The following is a 26,297-nucleotide window of genomic DNA, read 5'->3' as shown; positions in this document are numbered from 1 at the left end:
CGATTCACGCTACGCCGGTCGCGACGGATTTTCCCGCCGCCGCGTGCCCCCACCCCGGCGCCAAAACGTTTGTGCGAAGGAGGGGTGGGCCGTGATCATGGGGCGGTGCCGACCCGAACCGAGCTCAGCCGCCCGATGGTGCTGCTCCTGGCCGTCGCCTGCGGCGTGGCGGTCGGCAACATCTACTTCCCCCAGGCCGTCAGCCCGCTCGTCGCCACCGGTCTGCGCGTCTCCCCCGACGCGGCCGCCCTGATCGTCACCGCCGCTCAGTTCGGGTACGCGGCCGGGGTCTTCCTCCTCGTACCGCTCGGGGACCGCTTCGCGCACCGCCCGCTCATCGTCACCCTGCTGTCCGTCACCGGCGCCGTCCTGGTCGCGGCGAGCGCCGCGCCCGGTCTGCCGCCGCTCGTCGCGGCCGGCGCGCTGACCGGCCTGACCACGGTGATCGCCCCCCTGGTGGCCCCCATGGCGGCCGGTCTGGTGGCCGACGACCGGCGCGGGGCCGTCACCGGCACCCTGCTGGCCGGGTCCCTCGGCGGCATGCTGCTGTCCCGGGCCGCCGGCGGCACGCTCGGCGAGTGGCTCGGCTGGCGGGCGCCGTACCTGCTGGCGGCGTCGGCCTCCCTGCTGACGGCGGCCGTACTGGCCCGGACGCTGCCGGAGACCACCCCGCCGGCGGCCCAGCCGTACCGGGCGCTGCTCGCCGCCCCGCTGCGGTTGCTGCGCACCGAGCCCGAACTGCGCCGCTCGTGCTTCTACCAGGCGACGGTGTTCGGCGCCTTCACCGCCGTGTGGACCGGCGCCGCCCTCCTGCTGACCGGTCCGGCGTACGGGCTCGGTGCCCAGGCGGTGGGGGCGCTGGCGCTGGTGAACGCCGGCACCATGCTCGCCACCCCGGCCGCCGGCCGGCTCGTCGACCGCCGGGGCCCGGACGCGGTCAACCTCGTCTGTTTTCTCGTGGTCATCGCCTCGGCCATGGTCCTCGCGCTCGGCGGCAGCGGCGGCGTGGCGGGCCTGACCGCCCTGGTGCTGGGCACGCTGCTGCTCGACGTCGCGATGCAGACCGGCATGATCGCCAACCAGGTACGGATCTGGGCGCTGTCCGCCGACGCGCGAAGCCGCCTCAACACCGCGTACATGACCTGTGCGTTCATCGGCGGAGGCATCGGGTCGTGGGCCGCCACGGCCGCGTACGGCCGCTTCGGCTGGCCGGGCGTGTGCGGGCTGATCGCCGCCCTCGCCGCCCTGGCCCTGACCCGCCACGCGGCACGCCCGCGCGGGGTCTGAGGGGCCGGGCCGAGTAGGCGCACAGCGCGGCGCACCACGCGGTGGCCGGGCCGCCGGGCCGCTCGCCGTCGCTCAGCCGCCGTCCACGCCGCGCCGCGACCGCCACCGCCGCACCAGCTCGTCCGCGTCCAGCGGCGCGAGGCGCAGCGGCGGGCCGGCCGGCGGACGGCGCAGCGCTTCGGTGATCTTCTCGTTGACCGCGGCGACGATCCGGCGGACCTCCGCCTCGCTCGCCGCCCGCTCCACCGCCTCGAGCGCGTCCTCCGCCTCCTTGCGGAGGGCGAGCGCCGGAGGCAGGACGGGGGCGATGCCCTCGCGGTGCATCTTGCCCTTGACCCACCACGTTTCGTCGTACGGGGCCGAGTCGTCCGCCAGCGGCTTGCCGAACCCCGGCAGGTCCCGGAAGTCACCGCGTTCCGTCGCCTCGCGGATCTGCTTGTCGACGAACGATTCGAAGTCCACGCCGGGCGGTTTGCGTTCGGTCATGCCTTCGAGCGTACGGCCGGCCGCCCTTCGGTGAAGGGAAAAGGCAGGAGCCCTTTCCGTACGGCCGTGCGACCGGACGGAAAAGGCTCCTTGGGTACTGCTCAATCGGGTACTGAAAGTCGTGCGCGATCGCCGACCCGGGCAACTAGGCCGGGGTGACGTTCTCCGCCTGCGGGCCCTTCGGGCCCTGGGTGACGTCGAAGTTCACGACCTGGTTCTCCTCGAGGGAGCGGAAACCAGACGCGTTGATCGCGGAGTAGTGGACGAAGACATCCGGGCCGCCGCCGTCCTGGGCGATGAAGCCGAAGCCCTTTTCAGCGTTGAACCACTTGACGGTTCCGGTAGCCATAAGCCCTCCTATGGGCCAAAGGGTTGCCCTGCTCCAGAACCTGCCAAACAAGTCTGAAAACTACAAAAGCCTGCGGGTCACATGCTCCGCAGGCTCTGTACTGCAAGGGAAACCAAACTGCAACTTGCGTTGAGCCTAGCACGCTGTGTGTGCGCATGGGTAGAGGGAAAGATCACGTCACCCGGATGTTTGACGGAGTTCATCCGCGCTGACGGCGGACCCGGCGATGCCCGCCTTCCAGGACGGGGCTAGCCTCGCGATGTGGACAATTCAACCGACGACCCCCACCCGCTGCGGAGCCGGCCCCGCGTCGGACACATCCAGTTCCTGAACTGCCTCCCCCTTTACTGGGGCCTCGCCCGCACCGGCACGCTCCTCGACCTCGAGCTCACCAAGGACACCCCCGACAAGCTCAGTGAGCAGCTCGTCCGCGGTGATCTCGACATCGCTCCCGTCACCCTCGTCGAGTACCTCCGCAACGCCGACCGGCTCGTCGCCTTCCCCGACCTCGCGGTCGGCTGCGACGGCCCCGTCATGTCCTGCGTGATCGTCTCCCAGCAGCCGCTGGAGCGGCTGGACGGGCAGCGCGTCGCCCTCGGCTCCACCTCCCGCACCTCCGTGCGCCTGGCGCAGCTCCTGCTCGCCGAGCGGTACGGGGTGGCTCCCGACTACTACACCTGCCCGCCCGACCTCGGCGTGATGATGCAGGAGGCCCAGGCGGCGGTCCTGATCGGCGACGCCGCGCTGCGCGCCTCGCTGCACGACGCGCCCCGGCTGGGCCTGGAGGTCCACGACCTGGGCCAGATGTGGAAGGAGTGGACCGGGCTGCCGTTCGTCTTCGCGGTGTGGGCGGTCCGCAAGGACTACCTGGCGCGCGAGCCGCGTGTCGTGCGCCAGGTGCACGAGGCGTTCCTGGCCTCCCGCGACGTGTCGCTGGAGGAGGTCGCCAAGGTCGCCGAGCAGGCGGCGCGCTGGGAGGCGTTCGACGCGGTGGTCCTGGAGAAGTACTTCACCACGCTGGACTTCCGCTTCGGCGCGGACCAGCTCGCCGGGGTACGCGAGTTCGCCCGGCGCACCGGGCCGACGACCGGCTTCCCGGAGGACGTGACGGTCGAACTGCTCGCCTGACGCCCGCCGGCGTCCGGCCGCCGCCCTCCGGGACACCGGTCCGGTCTCCGTCCGGCGGAGCGCGTGGCGCTCGCGGGTCTTCTACGCTGCGGACACGACCTAGGGGGGAAGGCGCATGCAGCCGCTGGAGGGTGACGATCCGCGGGCCGTCGGGCCGTACCGGTTGCTCGGCCGGCTCGGGGCGGGCGGCATGGGCCGGGTCTACCTCGCCCGCAGCGAGGGCGGCCGGACCGTCGCGGTGAAGGTGGTGCACCCGCACTTCGCGCGGGACGAGGAGTTCCGGGCCCGGTTCCGGCGGGAGGTCGAGTCGGCGCGGCGGGTCGGCGGGCGGTGGACGGCCCCGGTGCTCGACGCCGACCCGGGCGCACCGGTCCCATGGGTCGCGACCGGATACGTCACGGGGCCGCCGCTCGCCGCCGCCGTCACCGAGCACGGTCCGCTGCCGGAGCACACGGTACGGGCGCTGGGCGCCGGACTGGCCGAGTCGCTGGCCGCCGTCCACGGGCTCGGACTCGTCCACCGGGACGTCAAGCCGTCGAACGTCCTGCTGGCCCTGGACGGGCCCCGGCTCATCGACTTCGGGATCGCCCGCGCCACGGACGGCACCGCCTCGCTGACGTCCACCGGTGTGTCGGTCGGTTCGCCCGGCTACATGGCGCCCGAGCAGATCCTCGGCACGGGCGTGACCGGCGCCGCCGACGTCTTCTCGCTGGGCGCCGTCCTCGTGTACGCGGCGACCGGCGCGGCGCCCTTCCCCGGTGACTCCTCGGCGGCGCTCCTATACAAGGTGGTCCACGAGGAGCCGGAGCTGGGCGGTGCCCTGACCGGCGAGCTGCGGGACCTGGTCGCCGCGTGCCTGGCCAAGGACCCGGCCGCCCGCCCCGAACCCGCCGGGGTGGCCGGGCGGCTGGCCCCGGACGGCACGGCCGCGCTGGTGTCGGGCGGCTGGCTGCCGGGCCCCCTGGTGCAGCGGGTCGGCCGGGAGGCGGTCCGGCTCCTGGACCTGGAGCCGGCGTCGGCGACCCCGCCCACCAGCGGCCCGGTCCCGTTCACCACCCCCGCGGTCGTCCCGCCCGCCCCGCCCGGGGGCTTCGGGGCGCCGGGGGTGTTCGGGCCGCCCGTCGAGCCGGGCGGGAGCGACGGGCCGCCCGTCGGAACCGCCGGGACCGGGCCGGGCGGCGCCGCCGCTAGCCCGCCGCGGACGCCCCTGTCGCTGTCCCTCACCACGTCCGCCGAGCCCAGCGGCGCCCGGGGCCGCCGCCTGAGCTGCACCGTCGCCCTCGCCGTGGCGGGCGCCCTGGCCGCGGTGACCGTGGGCGGCGGGCCCCTGCTCGGCCTGTTCGACCGCGGAGGCCACGACGACACGGCCGGACACCGGCCGCCGACGGGGACCGGCAGCAGCTCCCCAAGCCCGGCGGCGCCGGGCACGGGCGGCCCGGACGCCGGGGCGCCCGTCACCTCCGTACCGAAGGAGTTCCTCGGCACCTGGCGAGGCCCGGTCCAGGAGGCGAGCGGCCTGCCGCACGGCGACCTGACGGCCGTCTTCACCCGGGGCACGACGGGCCAGGACGTGGTCAGGATGACGACGACCCTCTCCGCGCTCGGCACCACCGTCGAGTGCCACAGCGTCGGCAGGCTCACCGGGGCCGGGCCGCGCGTGCTGCGGGTCACCGACCGCACCGACCCCACCAAACCCGGCTCGCCCGGCCTGTGCACCGGCGGGTCCGCCGCCCTCACGTTCACCCTGGCCGGGGACGGCACCCTGCGCTACGAGTCCCGGGAGGCCGCGGCGGGCACCCCGAGCGGAACGCTGCGGAGGACCGGGTGAGCCGGGTGCGGCGGCCGGTGCGGAGGGTGCGCCCGAGGGCGGCCGGAACGCTGGCGTAGGCTGGTTCGGTCCGTCCACAACCCTGCCGAAAGGGACACCCGGTGACCGAGAAGGCCGACCTCGTTCCTGATGTCACAGCCGTGCTCGACCGCGCAGCCGAGGGTGGGCGGATCAGCCCCGAGGAGGCGCTGACCCTGTACCGGTCGGCCCCCCTGCACGCGCTGGGCGCGGCGGCGGACGCGGCGCGCCGACGGCGTTACGCCGGTACCGAGCACATCGCGACGTACATCATCGAGCGCAACATCAACTACACCAACGTCTGCGTCACGGCCTGCAAGTTCTGCGCCTTCTACGCCCCGCCCAAGGACACCGCCAAGGGCTGGACCCGGGACCTGGACGACATCCTGCGCCGCTGCGCCGAGACCGTCGAGCTGGGCGGCACGCAGATCATGTTCCAGGGCGGCCACCACCCGGACTTCGGCGTGGAGTACTACGAGAAGCACTTCGCCGCCATCAAGAAGGAGTTCCCCCAGCTCGTCATCCACTCCCTCGGCGCCTCCGAGGTCGAGCACATGGCCCGCATCTCGGGCGTCTCCGTCGAGGAGGCGATCTCCCGCATCCACGCCGCCGGTCTGGACTCCTTCGCGGGCGCCGGTGCCGAGCTGCTCCCCGAGCGGCCGCGCAAGGCCATCGCCCCGCTCAAGGAGTCCGGCGAGCGCTGGCTGGAGATCATGGAGACCGCGCACCGGATGGGCGTCGAGTCGACGTCCACCATGCTGATGGGCACCGGCGAGACCAACGCCGAGCGCATCGAGCACATGCGCATGATCCGTGACGTCCAGGACCGCACGGGCGGCTTCCGCGCCTTCATCCCGTACACGTACCAGCCGGAGAACAACCATCTGAAGGGCCGCACCCAGGCCACCATCTTCGAGTATCTGCGCGTGATCGCCGTCGCGCGGCTGTTCTTCGACAACATCGCCCACATCCAGGGCTCCTGGCTCACCACGGGCAAGGAGATCGGGCAGCTCACCCTGCACTACGGCGCCGACGACCTCGGCTCGATCATGCTGGAGGAGAACGTCGTCTCCTCGGCGGGCGCGAAGCACCGCTCCAACCTGCGCGAGATGATCGACATGATCCGCACCGCCGACCGCGTCCCGGCGCAGCGCACCACGACCTACGAGCACATCGTCGTCCACGACGACCCGGCGAACGACCCGGTCGACGAGCGCGTCGCCTCCCACATCTCCTCCACGGCCATCGAGGGCGGCACCGCCCACCCCGAACTCAAGCTGCTCCCCACCACCTGAGCCGGCCGTGCTGACGATCCACACCGCCGAGGCCTCGCCCGAGGCCGCGGTCCTCGTCGACGGCGCCTCGCTCGCCGCGATCGGCCCGTACGACGACCTGGCCGCCGCGCACCCCACCGCCCGGGTGCGCCGGTGGCCCGGCATCCTCACCCCCGGGCTGCTCAACCCGTACGGACCCGAGCTGCTGGAGCAGGCCTACCACCCCGATCCGCGCGAGGCCGACCGGTTCGGCACCGAGCCGATCACCGGGGAGCGGGCGCGGGCCCTCTTCCGCGCCGACCCCGCGCGGCAGGGCGCGAGTGCCCGGCGCGGTGTGCAGCGCATGCTGGCGCACGGCACGGTCGCCGTCGCCGGTGAACTGCGCGGCCGGGCCGCCCTGGACGCGGTCCGCCGGGCCGGGCTCGCCGTCGGGCAGCGCCCGCCGAACCTGCCGGGACCGGCGTCGTTCTCCCCGCGGCCGCTCGTCCTGCTGCCGGGCCTCACGGTCGGCGGGCCGGCCCGGTTCGCGGTGTTCGACGTGCCCGACCGGGCGGCCCTCGTGCGGCTCGGCGCGTCGACGTGCGTGGCCACCGTGCTGGGCGGACGCCTGGTGCACAGGCGGGCGTAGGCGGCCGGGGTCCGCCTGCCACAATGGGCGCGTGACGCGAGCAAACCTGGACAAGCAGCCGCATGAAGTCGCCTCGATGTTCGACGACGTCGCCGCGAACTACGACCTCACCAACGACGTGCTCTCGCTCGGCCAGGACCGGCGGTGGCGCAAGGAGGTCGCCCGGGCGGTCGGCGCGCGGCCGGGGGAGAAGGTCCTCGACCTGGCCGCCGGTACCGGCACCTCGTCGCTGCCGTTCGCGCGGGCCGGGGCGTACGTCGTGCCGTGCGACTTCTCGCTCGGCATGCTCCGCGAGGGCAAGAAGCGTCACCCCTGGCTGCCGCTGACGGCGGGCGACGCGACCCGGCTGCCCTTCCGGGACGGGGCCTTCGACGCGGTGACGATCTCCTTCGGACTGCGCAACGTCCACGACACGGACGCCGCGCTGCGCGAGCTGTACCGGGTGACCCGGCCCGGTGGACGCGTCGTGATCTGCGAGTTCTCGCACCCCACCTGGGCGCCGTTCCGCACCGTGTACGAGGAGTACCTGATGCGCGCGCTGCCGCCGGTCGCGCGCGCCGTGTCGTCCAACCCCGACGCGTACGTGTACCTCGCCGAGTCGATCCAGAGCTGGCCCGACCAGCCGGCGCTCGCCGGGCTGCTCCAGAAGGCCGGCTGGTCCGCGGTGGCGTGGCGGAACCTGACCGGCGGCGTGGTGGCCCTGCACCGGGGGACGAAAGCGGCATAACGCCATTCGGGTTGACGGGGAACGACCACCCGGCAGGATGTGACCGTCCCTCACTTCCCGTCATCCGGAGCATCCATGGCGTCGAACTGCCCGCACTGCGCGACCTCGGCCCCCGAGGGAGCGCGCTTCTGCATGACGTGCGGGCGGGAGATCGACCCGGTGGCACCGCCCGCCTGGGCCACTCCCGCGCCCCCGGCGCCCGCCGTCCCCTCCCCGCCCCCGCCCCCGGCGCCGTACGTGCTCGGGCCCCCGCCGCCCGCGGGACCCGAGTCGCCCGCCGACGCCGCCGACGCCCGGCAGGGGACGCGGGGCGCACTCTTCTGGGGACTCGTCATGGTGGCCGCCGCCGTCCTCGGGGGCGGCGGAACCGCCGGGGTGCTCCTGCTCACGGACCGCGACGAGGCGCCCGCCCCGTCCGCCGGCGGCAGGCCGGCCGTCGTCGTCGCGCCGAGCACCCCCTCCGGCGGCGCCGCCCCGTCGCCGTCCACCGGCTCCGCCCGCAAACCGCCGTCCACCGGGCCGGCCGCGGACGCCACCCCGGGGCCGAGCGCCGCGCCGGACGCCGGCCCGGGCGCGTCCGCCCCGGCGGAACCGGCCGTGCCCGAGGGGTACCGGATGGTCGCCGACCCGGCCGGGTTCTCCTTCGCCGTCCCGTCGGTCTGGCGGCGGGTCGGGGAGGAACCGGCGGGACAGATCACCTACGCCGGGTCCACCGGCATGTCCCACCTGCTCGTCGGCGTCGTCCACGACGCCCCGTACACCTCCCTGGGCAACCTCACCGCCCTGGAGGCCAACTCCCGCGAGAAGAACCCGGACTACCGGCGCGTCCGGCTGGAGGCCAACACCTTCCAGGGCCGGCCCGGAGCCGTCTGGGAGTACACCTACACCGACCGGGCGGGCCGGCTGATCCACGCGATCGACCAGTCGTACGTCGCCCGGGACGGCACCGAGTACGCCGTCTACTTCACCGTGCAGGACGACAGCTGGGACGTCGCCCGCGAGACCTTCGACGTGGCCCTGTCCACGTGGAGGCCGCACGACGCCGGCTAGGACGCAGGAGGCCGGGCGGATCCGGCCGGGCGGATCAGGGCGTCAGGTCCAGGCGGAAGCAGTGCCCTTCCTGCCCGCCGCTGCCGGGGATGGCGTACGTCTCCGCCCGGGTCATCCCGAGCCGCCGCGTCACCGCCACCGACCGCTCGTTGCGGGTGTTCACCATGGCGACCACCCGCTCCACCCCCGCCGCCCGCAGCCGCTCCAGCGTGACCCGGGCGGCGGCCGTGGCGTACCCCTTGCCCCACGCGGACCGGGCCAGCCGCCAGCCGATCTCCACCTCGCCGGCCGGCCCCCAGGCGTGCGGCCACGGCTGCGCGCCCGTGAAGCCGATGACCTCGCCGTCCTCGTCCAGCAGTGTCCACAGACAGAAGCCCAGCTCGGCGTCGTGCCGGCGCTGACGGGCGGTGAACTCGTGGTAGACGGACAGTTCGGCCGGGCCGCCCTGGAAGAACTCCATGACCTCCGGGTCGGCGAAGACCCGGTGCCAGGCGTACGCGTCCTCGTGCGTCGGGACACGCAGCCGGACGACGGGCTGGACGACGGGCCCGACGACGGGCTGGACGGCGGCGGGGAGCAGCTCGGTCATCGGGGTGGCCCTTCCGGTCGGTGATCGGTACGTCCCCATAGACTGCACACGTCCTGTGCCGTCCGGTACGCAGTTTCGAGTATTCGGGAGACCCCGCCGTGACCGAGCAGCAGCCCCTCTCCGAACACACCGCGGATGTGATCGTCGTCGGGGCCGGTCCGGCCGGTTCGACGACCGCGTACTACCTCGCCAAGGCCGGCCTGGACGTCCTGCTCCTGGAGAAGACCGCGTTCCCGCGCGAGAAGGTCTGCGGCGACGGTCTGACCCCGCGCGCCACCAAGCAGCTCGTGGCGATGGGTATCGACGTCTCCGAGGAGGCGGGCTGGCTGCGCAACAAGGGGCTGCGCATCATCGGCGGCGGGGTGCGCCTCCAGCTCGACTGGCCGGACCTGGCCAGCTACCCGGACTACGGTCTGGTGCGCAAGCGCGACGACTTCGACGAGCAGCTCGCCCGGCAGGCCCAGAAGGCCGGGGCGCGGCTGTACGAGCGGTGCAACGTGGGCGCCCCGGTCGTCGACGACCGCACCGGCCGCATCACCGGCGTGCACGCCAGGCTGGGCGAGGACAAGACGCCCGTCACCTTCCGCGCCCCGCTCGTCGTCGCCGCCGACGGCAACTCCACGCGCCTGTCCCTCGCGATGGGCCTGCACCGGCGCGAGGACCGGCCGATGGGCGTGGCCGTGCGGACGTACTTCACCAGCCCCCGGCACGACGACGACTACCTGGAGTCCTGGCTGGAGCTGTGGGACCGGCGCGGGCCGGGCGAGGACCGGCTGCTGCCCGGCTACGGCTGGATCTTCGGCATGGGCGACGGCACGTCCAACGTCGGTCTCGGCGTCCTCAACACCTCCGGCTCCTTCAAGGAGCTGGACTGGCGCGAGGTGCTCAAGGCCTGGTGCGCCTCGATGCCGGAGGACTGGGGGTACGTCCCCGAGAACATGACCGGCCCGATCCGCGGCGCCGCCCTGCCCATGGCGTTCAACCGCCAGCCGCACTACACGCGCGGGCTGCTGCTGGTCGGCGACGCGGGCGGCCTGGTCAACCCGTTCAACGGCGAGGGCATCGCGTACGCCATGGAGTCCGGGCAGCTCGCCGCCGACGTCATCGTCCAGGCGCACGCCCGCGCGACCCCCGCACAGCGGGAACTGGCCCTGCACAACTACCCGAAGGTCCTCAAGGACACCTACGGCGGCTACTACACGCTGGGCCGCGCCTTCGTGAAACTGATCGGCAACCCGAAGGTCATGAAGATCGCGACCCAGCGCGGTCTGACCCACCCGCTGCTGATGAAGTTCACGCTGAAGATGCTGGCCAACCTGACCGACCCCACGGGCGGGGACGCGATGGACCGCATCATCAACGGCCTGTCGAAGGTGGCCCCGAAGGCCTGAACGCCTTCCGGTAGGCGGTCGGCGGGACGCCGACCGTCCGGGTGAAGTGGCGGCGCAGGTTCGCCGCCGTGCCGAGCCCGCTGCTCTCGCCGATCCGCTCGACGGACAGGCCGGTGGTCTCCAGCAGGAGCTGGGCGTGCGCGATGCGCTGCTGGAGCAGCCACTTCAAGGGCGTGGTCCCGGTGGCCTCCAGCAGGCGCCGGTGAAAGCTGCGCGGGCTCATCCGGGCGCGGCGCGCCAGGTCGTCGACGGTCAGCGGGTCGGCGAGGTGCTCGACGGCCCACTGGAGCACCGGCCCGAGGCCGTCGCCGCCGTCGGCGGGCGGCACCGGCGCGTCGATGAACTGGGCCTGGCCGCCCGCCCGGTGGGCGTGCACCACCAGACGGCGGGCGAGCTGGTTCGCCACCCGCGCGCCGAGGTCGCGCCGGACCAGGTGCAGGCACAGGTCGAGGGCCGCCGTGGCGCCCGCGCTGGTCAGGACGGTGCCCTCGTCGGTGTAGAGGACGGAGTCGTCGACGATGACGGCCGGGTGGCGCTTGGCCAGCGCGGCGGTGTGCTGCCAGTGCGCGGTGGCGCGGCGGCCGTCGAGCAGCCCGGCCGCGGCGAGGGCGAAGGAGCCGGTGCACAGCGACACCATGCGCGCCCCGGCTGCGCCCGCCGCCCGCAGCGCCTCCACCAGGTCGGCGGGAACGTCCTCGCCGTCGTCCACGACCCGTTCGGGGACGGACGGCACGATGACGGTGTCCGCGCCGGCGAGGGCGTCGAGGCCGTGGTCGGTGCGCAGCGCCCAGGGGCCCGCCGTGGTGTCGCCGGTGCCGCACAGGCGCAGCTCGTACCAGGGGGCGGCCAGGTCGTCGTGCGGGATCCCGAAGACCGCCAGGGCGATCGACAGTTCGTACATCTCCCAGGGTGAGATGCCCAGTCGCGTGTCCGGTACGACGGCGATGGCGACGGTCCCGGGGCTCATGGGACCGAGCGTAACCGCGCCCCGCCGGGCGCGCGGCAGGAATTTTGCGGAGCCCGGCAGCCCTGCCGCTGTCGGCGGCGCCGGCGCCCTGCGAGATTGACGATCATGAGCAACGCATTTGTCACCCACACCGAAGCACCGCACGTCACCGTCCTGGGCCTGGGCCGGATGGGCTCGGCCCTGGCCGCCGCCTTCCTCGCCGCGGGCCACCCCACCACTGTCTGGAACCGCACCCCCGCCAAGGCCGACGCCCTCGTCGCGGAGGGCGCGGTCCGCGCGGACACCGTCGCCGACGCCGTCACCGCGAGCGGCCTCGTCGTGGTCTGCGTCCTGGACTACGCGTCCGTGACCGCCCTGCTGGAGCCGGTCGCCGGGTCGCTCGCCGGGCGCACCCTGGTCAACCTGACCTCCGGATCCCCCGAGCAGGCCCGTGAGATGGCCGCCTGGGCCGCCGGCCACGGCGCCGGCTACCTGGACGGCGGGATCATGACGACGCCGGAGGGCGTGGGCCACCGGACCAGCATGATCCTCTACAGCGGTGCGCCCGAGGTGTTCGCCGCCCACCGCGACACCCTCGCCGTCCTCGGCGACCCGATCGACCTGGGCGCCGACGCCGGGCTGGCCTCGCTGTACGACGCGGGGCTGCTGGGGCTGATGTGGTCGGTGTTCGGCGGCTGGCTGCACGCCACCGCGCTGGTCGGCGCGGACGGGGTGGCGGCGGGCGCCTTCACCCCGGTCGCGATCCGCTGGCTGACCACGGTGGGCGTCTTCATGGACCGGTACGCCGGCCAGATCGACGCCGGCCACTACCCGGGCGACGACGCCACCATCGACGTCCAACTGGCCGCCGTCGAGCACCTGCTGCACGCCGGCCGGGAGCGCGGCATCGACGGCCGGCTGCCCGAACTGCACCGCGAGCTGATGGCGAAGGCCGTCGCCGAGGGCCACGGCGGCGACAGCTACGCCCGCCTGGTGGACGCCTTCCGCCGGCCCTGAACCGGTACGGCACGATGAGCGCATGACCGATGGATCGCGTGGACCGATACGCACCGGCGGGGCGTTGCCCCTGACCGCGGTGACCGCCGGGACGGTCGCCATGGTCGTCTCCTACGCCGGGCCGCTCGCCCTCGTCCTGGCCGCCGCCTCGGCGGCCGGGCTGTCGGAGGCGGAGGCGTCGTCGTGGGTGTGGGCCGTCTCCGTCGGCGCGGGCGTCACCTGCGTCGGGCTGAGCTGGTGGAGCCGGGCCCCGGTCATCACCGCGTTCTCCACGCCCGGTGCGGCGATCCTGGTCACCGCCCTGCCCCAGCACGGTTACGCCGAGGCCGTCGGCGCGTTCCTCGCGGCGGGCGTGGCGGCCACGGCGCTGACGGCGACCGGGGTCTTCGCGCGGGTGATGGCCCGCATCCCGGCGGGCGTGGTCGCGGCGATGCTCGCCGGGACGCTGTTCTCCTTCGGTACGGCCGTCTTCACCTCGGTGCGGTCCGCCCCGCTGCTCGCCGGCGCCATGCTGCTGGGGTACCTCGTGGCGCGGCGCCTGGTGCCGACGTACGCCGTGGTGTGCGCGCTGGCGGCCGGGCTGGCGGTGGCGGGGGCGACCGGCGGCCTGGCGGTGGACCTGCCGGGGCTGGGCCTGGCCGTCCCGCACCTGACGGTGCCGCGCTTCTCGGTGGGGGCGCTCGTCGGGATCGGTGTGCCGCTGCTGGTGGCGACGCTGGCGGGGCAGTACGCGCCCGGCATGGCGGTGCTGAACGCGGCCGGGTACCGGCCGGACAGCCGGGTGGTGTGCGGGACGACGGGCCTGGTGTCGGTGCTGCTGGCGCCCTTCGGGTCGCACGCCGTCAACCCGGCGGCCATCACGGCGGCGATCTGCACCGGGCCCGACGCGCACCGGGACCCGGCCAAGCGCTGGATCGCCGGGGTGACGTGCGGGGTGGGGTACCTGGTGGTCGGGTGCTTCGGCTCCACGCTGGTCGCCCTGTTCACCGGGCTGCCGAAGGCACTGGTCGCCACGCTGGCCGGGGTGGCGCTGCTCGGCTCGATCGCGGGCAGCCTGGCCCGTACCGTCGCCGACGAACGCGACCGGGAGGCCTCCGTCATCACGTTCCTGGCGACCGCGTCGGGCGTCACGATCGCCGGGATCGGCTCACCGTTCTGGGGCCTGATCGCCGGTGTGGCCGCCCACGTCCTGCTGGGCGGGGGCACGCCGAAGGGCCGTCGCTCCCACCCCGAGCGGGGGAGCGACGGCCCCACGGGCGTCGTGCGGACGCCTCAGAGCACGCGGACCGCGCCGGACGGCGGGTCGTAGTCGAGCGACCGCTCGACGACACCGGTGCCGGGGTTCTGCGCGCCGACGAACATGCCACCGCCCACGTAGATCGCGACGTGGTACGAGTTGCTCCTGCTGCCCCAGTAGAGGATGTCGCCCGGCTGGAGGTTGTCCAGCGAGACGGAGGTGCCGCGGCTCGACTGGTCGCCGGAGACGCGCGGCAGATCGATGCCGGCCTGGCGGTAGGCGGCCTGGACCAGTCCGGAGCAGTCCCAGGAGTTGGGGCCGGTGCTGCCCATGACGTACGCGTCACCGACCTGGGCACGGGCGAAGGCCACGACCGCGGCGGCGGAACCGGTCGCCTGGCCGGCGTCGACGGAGGAGCCGCCGTCGTCGGAGGAGTCGGCGGACGCGGAGAGCGTGGTGCGCTCGGAGGAGCGGGAGGCGCGCTCGGCGGCCTCGGCCTGGGCCTTCGCCTCGGCCTTGCGCTGGGCCTCCTCGGCCTCGGCCTTGCGCTCCGCCTCGGCCTTGGCCTTCTTGGCGTCCTTGGAGGCCTTGAGGGCCGCCGCGTCCTCCTGGGCCTGGAGTTCCTGGTCGAGCGCGATCCGCTGGGTCGTCTCGGCGGAGGCCGCGACGGCGCTCGACAGGTCCGCGGAGAGGTCCGCGTTGAGGGTGGGCATCTCGATGGTCTCGGTCACCGGCTCGGCGTTCGCCGGCCCGGCAGCACCGGCCACCGCGATGGTGCTGAGGACGCCACCGGCAACTCCGGCCCGCAGCGCGAGCTTCGAGGCGCTCCGGCGGGGCTTCCGGTGGCTGGGTATGTGAGCGGTGTGGGACATGAGTACAACCGCTATCAGGGCCACACGGTTCCCTTCAAGAAACGTGTGTTGCGCCACAGTTGCGCGCGGATCGGTTGAATCCGCTTCCGTGTGCTCCTTATTGACGCCGTAACGGACAATGCGGACTCGGGTGATCACGGCCGTGATCATGGGTTTTCCGTGAAACGTCCGAATTGCCGTGCGCTTACCACTCCTTCACGCCGGTGGCCAAGCCCGCTTTTCCCGGTCCCCTCCCGGAGTGACGCACGTCACGAAGAGGTCGCCGACGGGGATGCCCGGAAGATCGTGAAAGCGCGCACGTGTCCACTTCCGTACCTCCGGGCCCCTCGCGTGAGTGAAGCGAGGTCCTTTATCACTCGTGCGAGTCCAGGGCGAATTTGCCCGCAGCGGCCGTCGCTTGATAGGGCGCACCCCTCTTGACCAGCTCCGACCGCAGGAAATGTCACGTCTTGTGAGTGTCTGGACACGGGCGGTATGAAGATCACCTCTGCCGGTGATTCATGATCCTTCGTCGGGTGGTGGAGATCACAAAGGCGTTGCTGTACCCCGTGTCGCAGATCACAGATCGACGGGCATAGGATGCGAAGCAGTCGGGCTTGTGAACTGCCTCACATATGCACGATCTTCGCGAGGCGGCGAGGCGGTGCCCGGTGCGGTCCATCGGTCAAGGACGACTGGAAGGAGCGAGGAGCGTGAATGCCTACGCGCCCATCCTCGTGCTCGGCGCCCTCGGGGCAGGGTTTGCGATCTTTTCCGTGGTCATGGCCACGCTTATCGGCCCAAAGAGGTACAACCGGGCGAAGCTTCAGGCATACGAGTGCGGCATCGAGCCGACCCCCACTCCGGCCGGAGGGGGCCGCTTCCCCATCAAGTACTACCTGACGGCGATGCTCTTCATCGTCTTCGACATCGAGATCGTCTTCCTCTACCCCTGGGCCGTCACCTTCGACGCCCTGGGGCTTTTCGGGCTCGTGGAGATGTTGCTCTTCGTGCTCACCGTCTTCGTCGCCTACGCGTACGTGTGGCGGCGCGGCGGCCTGGAATGGGACTGAGGGGCTGAGGGGCACCACATGGGACTCGAAGAGAAGCTGCCGAGCGGTTTTCTGCTGACGACCGTCGAACAGGCCGCGGGCTGGGTGCGCAAGGCGTCCGTCTTCCCCGCGACCTTCGGCCTCGCCTGCTGCGCCATCGAGATGATGACGACCGGGGCCGGGCGGTACGACCTGGCCCGCTTCGGCATGGAGGTCTTCCGCGGCTCGCCGCGCCAGGCCGACCTGATGATCGTGGCCGGCCGGGTGAGCCAGAAGATGGCACCCGTCCTGCGCCAGGTCTACGACCAGATGCCGAACCCCAAGTGGGTCATCTCCATGGGGGTTTGTGCCTCGTCGGGCGGAATGTTCAACAATTACGCGATCGTCCAGGGCGTGGACCACATCGTCCCCGTCGACATCTACCTGCCGGGCTGCCCGCCGCGTCCGGAGATGCTCATGGACGCGATCCTCAAGCTCCACCAGAAGATCCAGAGCTCCAAGCTCGGCGTCAACGCCCGGGAAGCGGCCCGCGAGGCGGAGGAGGCCGCGCTCAAGGCGCTGCCCACGATCGAGATGAAGGGGCTGCTGCGATGACCGACCGGCCGAACCCCGACCAGGACCCCGGCGCGCAGAACCTGCCCGGGCAGCGCGGGGACAGCGGCGAGGAGGTCCGCGTCCAGCGCGGCATGTTCGGCGCGAACAACGGCGGCGACACCTCCGGCTACGGCGGCCTCGTCCGCTCCGTACGCCTCCCCGGCCCGGCCACCCGCCCCTACGGCGGATGGTTCGACGAGGTGGCGGACGAGCTGGAGGGCGCCCTGGAGGAGCAGGGCCTCCTGCCTTCGAGCGCCATCGAGAAGACGGTCGTGGACCGCGGCGAGCTGACCTTCCACATCGCCCGCGAGCACCTGGTGCGCGTCGCCCGCACCCTGCGCGACGACCCCGCCCTGCGCTTCGAGCTCTGCACGGGGGTCAGCGGCGTCCACTACCTCGGGGACAAGGGCCGCGAGCTGCACGCCGTGTACCACCTGCGCTCGCTCACCCACGGCCGGCTGATCCGGCTGGAGGTCTCCGCCCCGGACACCGATCCGCACGTCCCCTCGCTCGTCGCGGTCTACCCCACCAACGACTGGCACGAGCGCGAGACGTACGACTTCTTCGGCCTGGTCTTCGACGGCCACCCCGCCCTCACCCGGATCATGATGCCGGACGACTGGCAGGGCTTCCCGCAGCGCAAGGACTACCCCCTCGGCGGCATCCCCGTCGAGTACAAGGGCGCCCAGATCCCGGCTCCGGACCAGCGGAGGTCGTACTCGTGACCACTCCACCTGCCAGCCCCCGCGAGACCACCGAGGGCACCGTCTACACGGTCACCGGCGGCGACTGGGACGAGGTCGCCCGGTCCGCGGCCAAGGCCGACGACGAGCGGATCGTCGTCAACATGGGGCCGCAGCACCCGTCCACCCATGGAGTGCTCCGGCTCATCCTGGAGATCGACGGCGAGACGGTCACCGAGGCCCGCTGCGGCATCGGCTACCTCCACACCGGCATCGAGAAGAACCTCGAGTACCGCACCTGGACGCAGGGCACCACCTTCGTCACGCGCATGGACTACCTGACGCCGTTCTTCAACGAGGCGGCGTACTGCCTGGGGGTGGAGAAGCTCCTCGGCATCGAGGAACAGATCCCCGACCGGGCGACGATCATCCGTGTCCTGCTCATGGAGCTCAACCGGCTCTCCTCCCACCTGGTGTGCATCGCCACCGGCGGGATGGAGCTGGGCGCCACCACGATCATGATCTACGGGTTCCGGGACCGCGAGATGATCCTGGACCTGTACGAACTGATCACCGGACTCCGGATGAACCACGCGTTCATCCGCCCCGGCGGCCTCGCCCAGGACCTGCCGCCCGGCGCCGTCGACCAGCTCCGCGAGTTCGTGAAGACGATGAAGAAGAACATGCCGGAGTACGACAAGCTAGCCACCGGCAACCCCATCTTCAAGGCCCGCATGCAGGACATCGGCTACCTGGACCTGTCCGGCTGCATGGCCCTCGGCGCCACCGGCCCGATCCTCCGCTCCGCCGGCCTGCCGCACGACCTGCGCAAGACCGACCCGTACTGCGGCTACGAGACGTACGACTTCGACGTCCCCACCGCCGACACCTGCGACGCCTACGGCCGCTTCCTCATCCGCCTGGAGGAGATGCGCCAGTCGCTGCGGATCATCGAGCAGTGCCTGGAGCGGCTGGAACCCGGCCCGGTCATGGTCGCCGACAAGAAGATCGCCTGGCCCGCGCAGCTCGCCCTCGGCCCGGACGGGCTCGGCAACTCCCTGGACCACATCAAGAAGATCATGGGCACCTCCATGGAGGCCCTGATCCACCACTTCAAGCTGGTCACCGAGGGCTTCCGGGTCCCGCCCGGCCAGACCTACACGGCGGTCGAGTCGCCCAAGGGCGAACTGGGCGTCCACGTCGTCAGCGACGGCGGCACCCGCCCCTACCGGGTCCACTTCCGCGACCCCTCGTTCACCAACCTTCAGGCCATGGCGGCGATGTGCGAGGGCGGCCAGGTCGCCGACGTCATCGTCGCCGTCGCGTCCATCGACCCCGTGATGGGAGGCGTCGACCGGTAATGACAGACGTCAGCTTGGGGATGCCGCAGCTCCCCGCCCCCGACTATCCGGCCGATGTACGCGCCCGGCTCGAAGCGGACGCCCGACAGGTCGTCGCCCGCTACCCGGACAGCCGGTCCGCGCTGCTCCCGCTGCTGCACCTGGTGCAGTCGGAGGAGGGGTACGTGACCCGCACCGGCATGCGGTTCTGCGCCGAGATGCTCGGCCTGACCACCGCCGAGGTCACCGCCGTCGCGACCTTCTACACCATGTACCGGCGCGAGCCGTCCGGCGACTACCAGGTCGGGGTGTGCACCAACACCCTGTGCGCGGTGATGGGCGGCGACGCGATTTTCGAGGAGCTCCAGGAGCACCTCGGCGTCGGCAACAACGGGACCACGCCCGACGGCAAGGTCACCCTCGAACACATCGAGTGCAACGCCGCCTGCGACTTCGCCCCCGTGGTGATGGTCAACTGGGAGTTCTTCGACAACCAGACGCCCGACTCCGCCAAGCGGCTCGTCGACGACCTCCGCGCCGGGCGCCCCGTCGCACCCACCCGCGGCGCGCCCCTGTGCACGTACAAGGAGACCGCCCGCATCCTGGCCGGCTTTCCCGACGAGCGCCCCGGCGCGGTCGAGGCGACCGGCGGCGCCGGACCCGCCTCCCTGATCGGCCTGAAGCTCGCCAAGGGCGAGGCCGCGCCCGGCGCCCGCGTGGTCCACCCGCGCGGCGAGGCGAAGCGGGACGAGCCCACGCCCGGCTCCGGGCACCTCAGCTCGCACGACGCCCCGCAGCCGACGTCGGCCTCGGACCCCGACCACCCGTCCGGCCCGGTTGCCGAGGAGGGGGAGTGATGACGTTGGCACCCGAGACCACCAGCCCCGAGAAGCTGCTCTCGCCGGTCCTGTCCGCGTTCTGGGACCAGCCGGACTCCTGGACGCTGGACACCTACAAGCGGCACGACGGGTACGAGGGGCTCAAGAAGGCCCTCGCCATGACGCCCGACGACCTCATCGCCTACGTCAAGGACTCCGGCCTGCGCGGCCGCGGCGGCGCCGGCTTCCCCACCGGGATGAAGTGGCAGTTCATCCCCCAGGGCGACGGCAAGCCGCACTACCTCGTCGTCAACGCCGACGAATCGGAACCCGGCACCTGCAAGGACATCCCGCTCCTGTTCGCCAACCCGCACTCCCTCATCGAGGGGATCGTGATCGCCTGCTACGCGATCCGGTCCAGCCACGCCTTCATCTACCTGCGCGGCGAGGTCGTGCCCGTGCTGCGCAGGCTCCACGAGGCCGTCCGCGAGGCCTACGCGGCGGGCTACCTCGGCAAGGACATCCTCGGCAGCGGACTCGACCTCGAACTCACCGTGCACGCCGGCGCCGGCGCGTACATCTGCGGTGAGGAGACCGCGCTGCTCGACTCCCTCGAAGGCCGCCGCGGCCAGCCCCGGCTGCGTCCCCCCTTCCCCGCGGTCGCCGGTCTGTACGCGTGCCCCACCGTGGTGAACAACGTCGAGTCGATCGCCTCGGTTCCCGCGATCCTGCACCGGGGCAAGGACTGGTTCCGGTCGATGGGCAGCGAGAAGTCCCCCGGCTTCACGCTCTACTCGCTCAGCGGCCACGTCGCCTCCCCCGGCCAGTACGAGGCGCCGCTCGGCATCACGCTGCGCCAGCTCCTCGACATGAGCGGCGGGATGCGGCCCGGCCACCGGCTGAAGTTCTGGACCCCCGGCGGCTCGTCCACCCCGATGTTCACCGACGAGCACCTCGACGTCCCCCTCGACTACGAGGGCGTCGGCGCGGCCGGCTCGATGCTCGGCACCAAGGCCCTCCAGTGCTTCGACGAGACGACGTGCGTGGTGCGGGCGGTCACCCGGTGGACCGAGTTCTACGCCCACGAGTCCTGCGGCAAGTGCACGCCCTGCCGGGAGGGCACCTACTGGCTCGTCCAGCTACTGCGCGACATCGAGAGCGGGTCCGGCACCCTCGGCGACCTCGACAAGCTGAACGACATCGCCGACAACATCAACGGCAAGTCGTTCTGCGCCCTCGGCGACGGCGCCGCCTCGCCGATCTTCTCGTCGCTGAAGTACTTCCGCGGCGAGTACGAGCAGCACATCACGGGCAAGGGCTGCCCCTTCGACCCGGCCAGGTCGACCGCCTGGGCGGACAACCACGTGGAGGTGACGGCGTGACCGTCATGGCATCCGGCCCCGCCCAGGGCGGCGGCGCGGCCGTCCCACCCGAAGACCTGGTCACCCTGACCATCGACGGGATCGAGATCTCCGTCCCCAAGGGGACGCTGGTGATCCGCGCCGCCGAACAGCTCGGCATCGAGATCCCCCGGTTCTGCGACCACCCCCTCCTCGACCCGGCCGGCGCCTGCCGGCAGTGCATCGTCGAGGTCGAGGGCCAGCGCAAGCCGATGGCGTCCTGCACCATCACCTGCACCGACGGCATGGTCGTCAAGTCGCAGCTCACCTCGCCCGTCGCCGAGAAGGCCCAGGTGGGGGTGATGGAGCTGCTGCTCATCAACCACCCGCTGGACTGCCCGGTCTGCGACAAGGGCGGGGAGTGCCCGCTCCAGAACCAGGCCGTGTCCCACGGGCAGGCCGAGTCCCGCTTCGACGGGCGCAAGCGGACCTACGAGAAGCCCGTGCCGATCTCCACCCAGGTGCTCCTGGACCGCGAGCGGTGCGTGCTGTGCGCCCGCTGCACCCGCTTCTCCAACCAGGTCGCGGGCGACCCGATGATCGAGCTGATCGAGCGCGGCGCCCTCCAGCAGGTCGGCACCGGCGAGGGCGACCCGTTCGCGTCGTACTTCTCCGGCAACACCATCCAGATCTGCCCGGTCGGCGCGCTGACCTCGGCGGCGTACCGGTTTCGCTCCCGCCCCTTCGACCTGGTCTCCAGCCCGTCGGTCTGCGAGCACTGCGCGGGCGGCTGCGCCACCCGCACCGACCACCGGCGCGGCAAGGTCATGCGCCGGCTCGCCGCCAACGACCCGGAGGTCAACGAGGAGTGGCTGTGCGACAAGGGACGCTTCGCGTTCCGGTACGCGCAAGCGCGCGACCGGCTCACCACGCCGCTGGTGCGGAACGCCGCGACCGGTGAGCTGGAGCCCGCGTCCTGGCCGGAGGCCCTGGAGGCGGCGGCCCGCGGCCTGGTGCGGGGCCGCACCGGTGTCCTCACCGGCGGGCGGCTGACGGTGGAGGACGCCTACGCGTACGCCAAGTTCGCCCGGGTCGCCCTCGACACCAACGACATCGACTTCCGGGCGCGCGTGCACAGCGGGGAGGAGGCCGACTTCCTGGCCGCCCGGGTCGCCGGCCGCGGCAAGGACCTGGACGGACAGGGGGTCACGTACACCTCCCTGGAGCAGGCGCCGGCCGTGCTGCTGGTCGGCCTGGAGGCGGAGGAGGAGGCGCCGGGCGTCTTCCTGCGGCTGCGCAAGGCGTGGCGCAAGAAGGGGCAGCGGACCTACGCGCTGGCGCCGTACGCGACCCGGGGCCTGGAGAAGGCGGGCGGCACCCTGCTGCCGGCCGCGCCCGGCACGGAGCCCGAGTGGCTGGACGCGCTGACCTCCGGGACGGGCCTGGACGCGGACGGCTCCGCCGCCTCCCGGGCGCTGCGGGAGCCCGGCGCGGTCATCCTGGCCGGTGAGCGGCTGGCGGGAGTGCCGGGCGCGCTGACCGCGGCCGTGCGCGCCGCGGCGGCGACCGGGGCGGAGCTGGTGTGGATCCCGCGCCGGGCCGGTGAGCGGGGCGCGGTGTGGGCGGGCGCGATCCCGTCGCTGCTGCCGGGCGGACGGCCCGCGACCGATCCGCGCGCGCGGGACGAGGTCGCCGCCGCGTGGGGCGTGCGCGAGCTGCCGCACCGGTACGGGCGGGACACCGGCCAGATCCTGGAGGCCGCGGCCACCGGCGAGCTGGGCGCCCTGCTGGTCGCCGGTGTCGAGGTCGCCGACCTGCCGGACGCGGCGCGGGCGCGGGAAGCGCTGGACGCGGCGTTCGTGGTGTCGCTGGAGCTACGGCCGGGCGAGGTCACCGAGCGGGCTGACGTGGTCCTCCCGGTGGCCGCTGTCGCCGAGAAGTCCGGCACCTTCCTCGATTGGGAGGGCAGGGCCCGGATGTTCGAGGCCGCGCTGAAGCCGGAGCACATGACCCGGACGCTCGCCCCGACGGACGCGCGGGTGCTGCACATGCTGGCCGACACCATGGACACGCACTTCGCCCTGCCGGACGTCAACGCCGTGCGGCGCGAGCTGGACCGGCTCGGCGCCTGGGACGGCACCCGGGCGGGCGACCCCGTGGAGTCCGCCGCGCCGCTGCCCCGCGCGGGCGAGGGCGAGGCGGTGCTGGCCGGCCACCGGATGCTGCTGGACCTGGGCCTCCTCCAGGAGGGCGACGAGGCCCTGGCCGGCACCCGGCACGCCTCGGTGGCCCGGCTGTCGGCGGCCACGGCGGCGGAGACGGGCGTCAAGGACGGCGACCCGCTGACGGTGACGGGCCCGGCCGGGTCCGTCGAACTGCCCCTGGAAGTGACCGTGATGCCCGACCGGGTGGTCTGGCTGCCGCTGCACTCGACCCCCGGCGGCGCCCTGTCCGCCCTGGGTACCGTGCCCGGCCGGCTGGTCCGCCTCGCCCCGACGACCCCGCGCTCCGCGGCCCGCACGGAGGTGGAGGCATGATCCCCTACACCCTGGCGGCGGAGGACCTGTCCCTGTTCGGCCGCGACCCCTGGTGGCTCGTGGCGGTCAAGGCGGTCTTCTGCTTCGCCTTCCTGATGATCACCGTGCTCTTCTCCATCGTGTGGGAGCGCAAGGTCGTCGCCTGGATGCAGTTGCGCATCGGCCCCAACCGGCACGGCCCCTGGGGCCTCCTCCAGTCCCTCGCGGACGGCGTCAAGCTGATGCTGAAGGAGGACGTGATCGTCAAGCGGGCCGACAAGGTCGTCTACGTCCTCGCCCCGGTGATCGCCGCCATCCCCGCCTTCATGGCGATCGCGGTGATCCCCTTCGGCCCGGCCGGCAACGAGGTCTCGATCTTCGGCCAGCGCACCACGATGCAGCTCACCGACCTGCCGATCGCGATGCTCTACGTCCTCGCGGTCGCCTCGGTCGGCATCTACGGCATCGTGCTGGCCGGCTGGTCCTCCGGCTCCACGTACCCGCTGCTGGGCGGTCTGCGCTCGTGCGCGCAGATGATCTCCTACGAGATCGCGATGGGTGCCGCGTTCGCCTCCGTCTTCCTCTACTCCGGGTCGATGTCGACGTCGGCGATCGTCGAGGCGCAGGCGGACCGCTGGTACATCATCCTGCTGCCGGTCTCCTTCATCATCTACATCGTCACGATGGTCGGCGAGACCAACCGCGCCCCGTTCGACATGCCCGAGTCCGAGGGCGACCTGGTCGGCGGCTTCAACACCGAGTACAGCTCCATCAAGTTCGCGATGTTCATGCTCGCCGAGTACGTGAACATGGTGACCGTATCGGCGGTGTCGGTGACGCTCTTCCTGGGCGGCTGGCGGGCCCCGTACCCGGTCTCCACCTTCTGGGAGGGCGCGAACCACGGCTGGTGGCCGATGCTCTGGTTCGTCATCAAGGTGCAGCTACTGCTGTTCTTCTTCATCTGGCTGCGCGGCACCCTGCCCCGCGTCCGCTACGACCAGCTCATGAAGCTCGGCTGGAAGGTCCTCATCCCCGTCTCGGTCGTCTGGCTGATGCTCGTGGCGACGGTGCGGGCGCTGCGCAACGAGAACTACGACTTCCAGGAGATCGTGCTGTACGTGGCGGGCGGGGTCATCGCGGTCCTGCTGCTCTCCTTCGTGGCCGACGTCTTCCGCGGCAGGAAGGCCGGTGACGAGACGGGGACGGGCGCGCCGCCCGCCGAGTTCGACCCGATGGCCGGCGGGTTCCCCGTGCCCCCGCTGCCCGGCCAGACCCTGCCGCCGGTGCCCCGCAGGCGGCCGCGTTCCCAGCGCGAGCTGATCGTCAGTGGCGGCGCCGAAACCGAACGTGACGGAAAGGAGGCCGACGGTGTCTGAGGGCAACTTCCAGAATCCGGTCGCCGGCTTCGGCGTGACCTTCAAGGCCATGTTCAAGAAGCGGCTGACCGAGCAGTACCCGGAGCAGCCGAAGACCACGGCACCCCGCTTCCACGGCCGGCACCAGCTCAACCGGCACCCGGACGGCCTGGAGAAGTGCGTCGGCTGCGAACTGTGCGCGTGGGCCTGCCCGGCCGACGCCATCTACGTGGAGGGCGCGGACAACACCGACGAGGAGCGGTACTCGCCGGGCGAGCGGTACGGCCGCGTCTACCAGATCAACTACGCCCGCTGCATCCTGTGCGGACTGTGCATCGAGGCCTGCCCCACCCGGGCGCTGACGATGACGAACGAGTTCGAACTGGCCGACAGCTCCCGCGAGAACCTGATCTACACCAAGGAGCAGCTCCTCGCGGGTCTGGAGGAGGGCATGGTCGACGCGCCGCACGCGATCTTCCCCGGCATGACCGAACAGGACTACTACCGGGGCCTGGTCACCGAGGCCGCCCCCGGCACGGTTCCGCAGGCGGCCGTGAGCAAGGGCGAGGGCGGGGACGGGAAGCCGCAGGAGGGCGCGTCGGACTTCGGTGACGACGAGCCCGCGTCGAAGAAGGTGATCGGCGCATGAGCGCGCTCGCCGCCGCGGCCTCCACCGGTGAGGCCGTGCAGTTCTGGGTGCTCGGCACCGTCGCCGTCGTCGGCGCGCTGGGCACGATCCTGATGAAGAAGGCCGTCCACAGCGCGCTGAGCCTGGCCGCCACCATGATCATCCTGGCGGTCTTCTACCTCGCCAACGGGGCGTACTTCCTGGGCGTCGTGCAGATCATCGTCTACACCGGCGCGATCATGATGCTGTTCCTCTTCGTCGTCATGCTCGTCGGCGTCACCGCCGCCGACTCGCTGAAGGAGACCCTCAAGGGCCAGCGCTGGCTGGCCGCCGGCTGCGGACTCGGCTTCGGCATCCTGCTGGTCACCGGCATCGGCCGGGCCTCGCTGGACACCTTCGAGGGCCTCGGCACGGCGAACGCCGGCGGCAACGTCGAGGGCCTCGCCGCCCTGATCTTCACCACGTACGTCTTCGCCTTCGAGATCACCGGCGCGCTCCTGATCACCGCCACCGTCGGCGCGATGCTGCTGACGCACCGGGAGCGCACGGAGCCGGCCCGCACCCAGCGGGAGCTCTCCGAGCAGCGGGTGCGGGAGGGCAAGCACCTGCCGCCGCTCCCGGCGCCCGGGGTCTACGCCCGGCACAACGCCGTGGACATCGCCGGCCTGCTCCCCGACGGCACCCCGTCCGACCTCACCGTCAGCAGGACGCTGCGGGATCGCGGCCAGATCCGCGACGTCTCCCGGCAGGCGCTGGAGGACCTCAAGGCGCTGGAGCAGCGCGCGGAGGAGCGCCTGGGCCGCGGCCCGTCGGAGCCCCAGGCGTCGAGGCCGCAGGACCGTAAGGAGGAGAACGCGCAGTGAATCCGGTCAACTACCTGTACCTGGCCGCCCTGTTGTTCACCATCGGCGCGGCCGGGGTGCTGATCCGGCGGAACGCGATCGTCGTGTTCATGTGCGTGGAGCTGATGCTCAACGCCTGCAACCTGGCGTTCGTCGCCTTCTCCCGTATGCACGGCAATCTCGACGGCCAGATCATCGCCTTCTTCACGATGGTCGTCGCCGCCGCGGAGGTCGTGGTCGGCCTCGCGATCATCGTGTCGCTGTTCCGTTCCCGCCACTCGGCCTCGGTCGACGACGCCAGCCTGATGAAGCTGTGAGGGGCT

26 protein-coding genes are annotated in these 26,297 nt (G+C 72.4%); 21 read left to right on the top strand and 5 right to left on the bottom strand.

Annotated elements, in window-relative coordinates; all coding sequences use genetic code 11:
* The first annotated feature begins 105 nt into the window (after positions 1 to 105).
* A complete protein-coding gene (locus ACF068_RS04390; protein WP_392272601.1) occupies positions 106 to 1,287 on the top strand; it encodes an MFS transporter in 1,182 nt (393 codons plus the stop codon).
* Positions 1,288 to 1,359: 72 nt separating this feature from the next.
* Here the strand turns inward: ACF068_RS04390 and ACF068_RS04385 are convergent, their stop codons facing one another.
* Complete coding sequence (locus ACF068_RS04385) at positions 1,360 to 1,773, bottom strand: DUF1992 domain-containing protein (RefSeq protein ID WP_392272600.1); 414 nt, start codon at positions 1,771 to 1,773, stop codon at positions 1,360 to 1,362.
* A gap of 145 nt (positions 1,774 to 1,918) precedes the next feature.
* On the bottom strand, positions 1,919 to 2,122 hold the full coding sequence (locus ACF068_RS04380; protein ID WP_003967102.1) for a cold-shock protein: 204 nt from the start codon (positions 2,120 to 2,122) through the stop codon (positions 1,919 to 1,921).
* A 261-nt stretch (positions 2,123 to 2,383) separates the two neighbouring features.
* Between ACF068_RS04380 and ACF068_RS04375 the strand changes: the two genes are divergently transcribed.
* From ACF068_RS04375 to ACF068_RS04350, 6 genes are all read left to right on the top strand, one after another.
* On the top strand, positions 2,384 to 3,250 hold the full coding sequence (locus ACF068_RS04375) for a menaquinone biosynthetic enzyme MqnA/MqnD family protein (RefSeq protein WP_392272599.1): 867 nt from the start codon (positions 2,384 to 2,386) through the stop codon (positions 3,248 to 3,250).
* A 115-nt stretch (positions 3,251 to 3,365) separates the two neighbouring features.
* Positions 3,366 to 5,078, top strand: a complete 1,713-nt coding sequence (locus ACF068_RS04370; RefSeq protein WP_392272598.1) for a serine/threonine-protein kinase — start codon at positions 3,366 to 3,368, stop codon at positions 5,076 to 5,078.
* A gap of 101 nt (positions 5,079 to 5,179) precedes the next feature.
* Entirely contained in the window at positions 5,180 to 6,391 is a 1,212-nt protein-coding gene (mqnC, locus tag ACF068_RS04365; RefSeq protein WP_392272597.1) for a cyclic dehypoxanthinyl futalosine synthase, read from the top strand.
* A 7-nt stretch (positions 6,392 to 6,398) separates the two neighbouring features.
* On the top strand, positions 6,399 to 6,998 hold the full coding sequence (locus ACF068_RS04360; RefSeq protein ID WP_392272596.1) for a hypothetical protein: 600 nt from the start codon (positions 6,399 to 6,401) through the stop codon (positions 6,996 to 6,998).
* 31 nt (positions 6,999 to 7,029) lie between these two features.
* On the top strand, positions 7,030 to 7,725 hold the full coding sequence (locus tag ACF068_RS04355) for a demethylmenaquinone methyltransferase (RefSeq protein ID WP_392272595.1): 696 nt from the start codon (positions 7,030 to 7,032) through the stop codon (positions 7,723 to 7,725).
* Positions 7,726 to 7,800: 75 nt separating this feature from the next.
* On the top strand, positions 7,801 to 8,775 hold the full coding sequence (locus ACF068_RS04350; RefSeq protein WP_392272594.1) for a hypothetical protein: 975 nt from the start codon (positions 7,801 to 7,803) through the stop codon (positions 8,773 to 8,775).
* 34 nt (positions 8,776 to 8,809) lie between these two features.
* On the opposite strand, the gene ACF068_RS04345 is transcribed toward ACF068_RS04350, so the two are convergent.
* The gene (locus ACF068_RS04345; protein WP_392272593.1) at positions 8,810 to 9,364 is read right to left on the bottom strand and encodes a GNAT family N-acetyltransferase; all 555 of its coding nucleotides are present in this window, start codon (positions 9,362 to 9,364) and stop codon (positions 8,810 to 8,812) included.
* 98 nt (positions 9,365 to 9,462) lie between these two features.
* On the opposite strand from ACF068_RS04345, the gene ACF068_RS04340 reads away from it, so the two are divergent.
* The gene (locus tag ACF068_RS04340) at positions 9,463 to 10,755 is read left to right on the top strand and encodes a geranylgeranyl reductase family protein (RefSeq protein WP_392272592.1); all 1,293 of its coding nucleotides are present in this window, start codon (positions 9,463 to 9,465) and stop codon (positions 10,753 to 10,755) included.
* Here the strand turns inward: ACF068_RS04340 and ACF068_RS04335 are convergent.
* Positions 10,721 to 11,722, bottom strand: coding sequence for a GlxA family transcriptional regulator (locus ACF068_RS04335; RefSeq protein WP_392272591.1), 1,002 nt, complete (start codon positions 11,720 to 11,722; stop codon positions 10,721 to 10,723). The genes ACF068_RS04340 and ACF068_RS04335 overlap by 35 nt on opposite strands.
* A gap of 105 nt (positions 11,723 to 11,827) precedes the next feature.
* On the opposite strand from ACF068_RS04335, the gene ACF068_RS04330 reads away from it, so the two are divergent.
* Both ACF068_RS04330 and ACF068_RS04325 read left to right on the top strand, forming a co-directional pair.
* Complete coding sequence (locus ACF068_RS04330) at positions 11,828 to 12,718, top strand: NAD(P)-dependent oxidoreductase (RefSeq protein WP_392272590.1); 891 nt, start codon at positions 11,828 to 11,830, stop codon at positions 12,716 to 12,718.
* Positions 12,719 to 12,740: 22 nt separating this feature from the next.
* A complete protein-coding gene (locus ACF068_RS04325) occupies positions 12,741 to 14,027 on the top strand; it encodes a benzoate/H(+) symporter BenE family transporter (protein ID WP_392272589.1) in 1,287 nt (428 codons plus the stop codon).
* On the opposite strand, the gene ACF068_RS04320 is transcribed toward ACF068_RS04325, so the two are convergent.
* Positions 13,991 to 14,827, bottom strand: coding sequence for a C40 family peptidase (locus ACF068_RS04320; protein WP_392272588.1), 837 nt, complete (start codon positions 14,825 to 14,827; stop codon positions 13,991 to 13,993). The genes ACF068_RS04325 and ACF068_RS04320 overlap by 37 nt on opposite strands.
* Positions 14,828 to 15,519: 692 nt before the next feature.
* Here ACF068_RS04320 and ACF068_RS04315 point away from each other — a divergent pair.
* The 11 genes from ACF068_RS04315 to nuoK are packed head-to-tail and all read left to right on the top strand — an operon-like array spanning position 15,520 to position 26,291.
* Positions 15,520 to 15,879 (top strand): NADH-quinone oxidoreductase subunit A, encoded by a 360-nt coding sequence (locus tag ACF068_RS04315; protein WP_392272587.1) that lies wholly within the window; start codon positions 15,520 to 15,522, stop codon positions 15,877 to 15,879.
* Positions 15,880 to 15,897: 18 nt separating this feature from the next.
* Entirely contained in the window at positions 15,898 to 16,452 is a 555-nt protein-coding gene (locus ACF068_RS04310) for an NADH-quinone oxidoreductase subunit B family protein (protein WP_126885586.1), read from the top strand.
* The gene (locus ACF068_RS04305) at positions 16,449 to 17,177 is read left to right on the top strand and encodes an NADH-quinone oxidoreductase subunit C (RefSeq protein WP_392272586.1); all 729 of its coding nucleotides are present in this window, start codon (positions 16,449 to 16,451) and stop codon (positions 17,175 to 17,177) included. Before ACF068_RS04310 ends, ACF068_RS04305 begins: the two co-directional genes overlap by 4 nt.
* A complete protein-coding gene (locus ACF068_RS04300) occupies positions 17,174 to 18,496 on the top strand; it encodes an NADH-quinone oxidoreductase subunit D (RefSeq protein ID WP_392272585.1) in 1,323 nt (440 codons plus the stop codon). The genes ACF068_RS04305 and ACF068_RS04300 overlap by 4 nt, the downstream gene beginning before the upstream one ends.
* A gap of 20 nt (positions 18,497 to 18,516) precedes the next feature.
* Complete coding sequence (nuoE, locus tag ACF068_RS04295) at positions 18,517 to 19,332, top strand: NADH-quinone oxidoreductase subunit NuoE (RefSeq protein ID WP_392272696.1); 816 nt, start codon at positions 18,517 to 18,519, stop codon at positions 19,330 to 19,332.
* A complete protein-coding gene (nuoF, locus tag ACF068_RS04290; RefSeq protein WP_392272584.1) occupies positions 19,332 to 20,675 on the top strand; it encodes an NADH-quinone oxidoreductase subunit NuoF in 1,344 nt (447 codons plus the stop codon). The genes nuoE and nuoF overlap by 1 nt, the downstream gene beginning before the upstream one ends.
* The gene (locus ACF068_RS04285) at positions 20,672 to 23,170 is read left to right on the top strand and encodes an NADH-quinone oxidoreductase subunit G (RefSeq protein WP_392272583.1); all 2,499 of its coding nucleotides are present in this window, start codon (positions 20,672 to 20,674) and stop codon (positions 23,168 to 23,170) included. The genes nuoF and ACF068_RS04285 overlap by 4 nt, the downstream gene beginning before the upstream one ends.
* Positions 23,167 to 24,525: an NADH-quinone oxidoreductase subunit NuoH gene (gene nuoH, locus ACF068_RS04280; RefSeq protein WP_392272582.1), complete on the top strand. Its 1,359-nt coding sequence runs from the start codon at positions 23,167 to 23,169 to the stop codon at positions 24,523 to 24,525. Before ACF068_RS04285 ends, nuoH begins: the two co-directional genes overlap by 4 nt.
* Complete coding sequence (gene nuoI / locus ACF068_RS04275) at positions 24,518 to 25,153, top strand: NADH-quinone oxidoreductase subunit NuoI (protein ID WP_392272581.1); 636 nt, start codon at positions 24,518 to 24,520, stop codon at positions 25,151 to 25,153. Before nuoH ends, nuoI begins: the two co-directional genes overlap by 8 nt.
* The gene (locus ACF068_RS04270; protein ID WP_392272580.1) at positions 25,150 to 25,995 is read left to right on the top strand and encodes an NADH-quinone oxidoreductase subunit J; all 846 of its coding nucleotides are present in this window, start codon (positions 25,150 to 25,152) and stop codon (positions 25,993 to 25,995) included. The genes nuoI and ACF068_RS04270 overlap by 4 nt, the downstream gene beginning before the upstream one ends.
* Positions 25,992 to 26,291, top strand: a complete 300-nt coding sequence (nuoK, locus tag ACF068_RS04265; RefSeq protein ID WP_069927518.1) for an NADH-quinone oxidoreductase subunit NuoK — start codon at positions 25,992 to 25,994, stop codon at positions 26,289 to 26,291. Before ACF068_RS04270 ends, nuoK begins: the two co-directional genes overlap by 4 nt.
* Positions 26,292 to 26,297: the final 6 nt, after the last annotated feature.

Origin of the sequence: Streptomyces sp. NPDC016309 (genome assembly GCF_043077235.1) — a bacterium.
GTDB lineage: Bacteria > Actinomycetota > Actinomycetes > Streptomycetales > Streptomycetaceae > Streptomyces.
The sequence above is the reverse complement of the archived record's forward strand: the minus strand, read 5'-3'. Positions and strand labels throughout refer to the sequence as shown.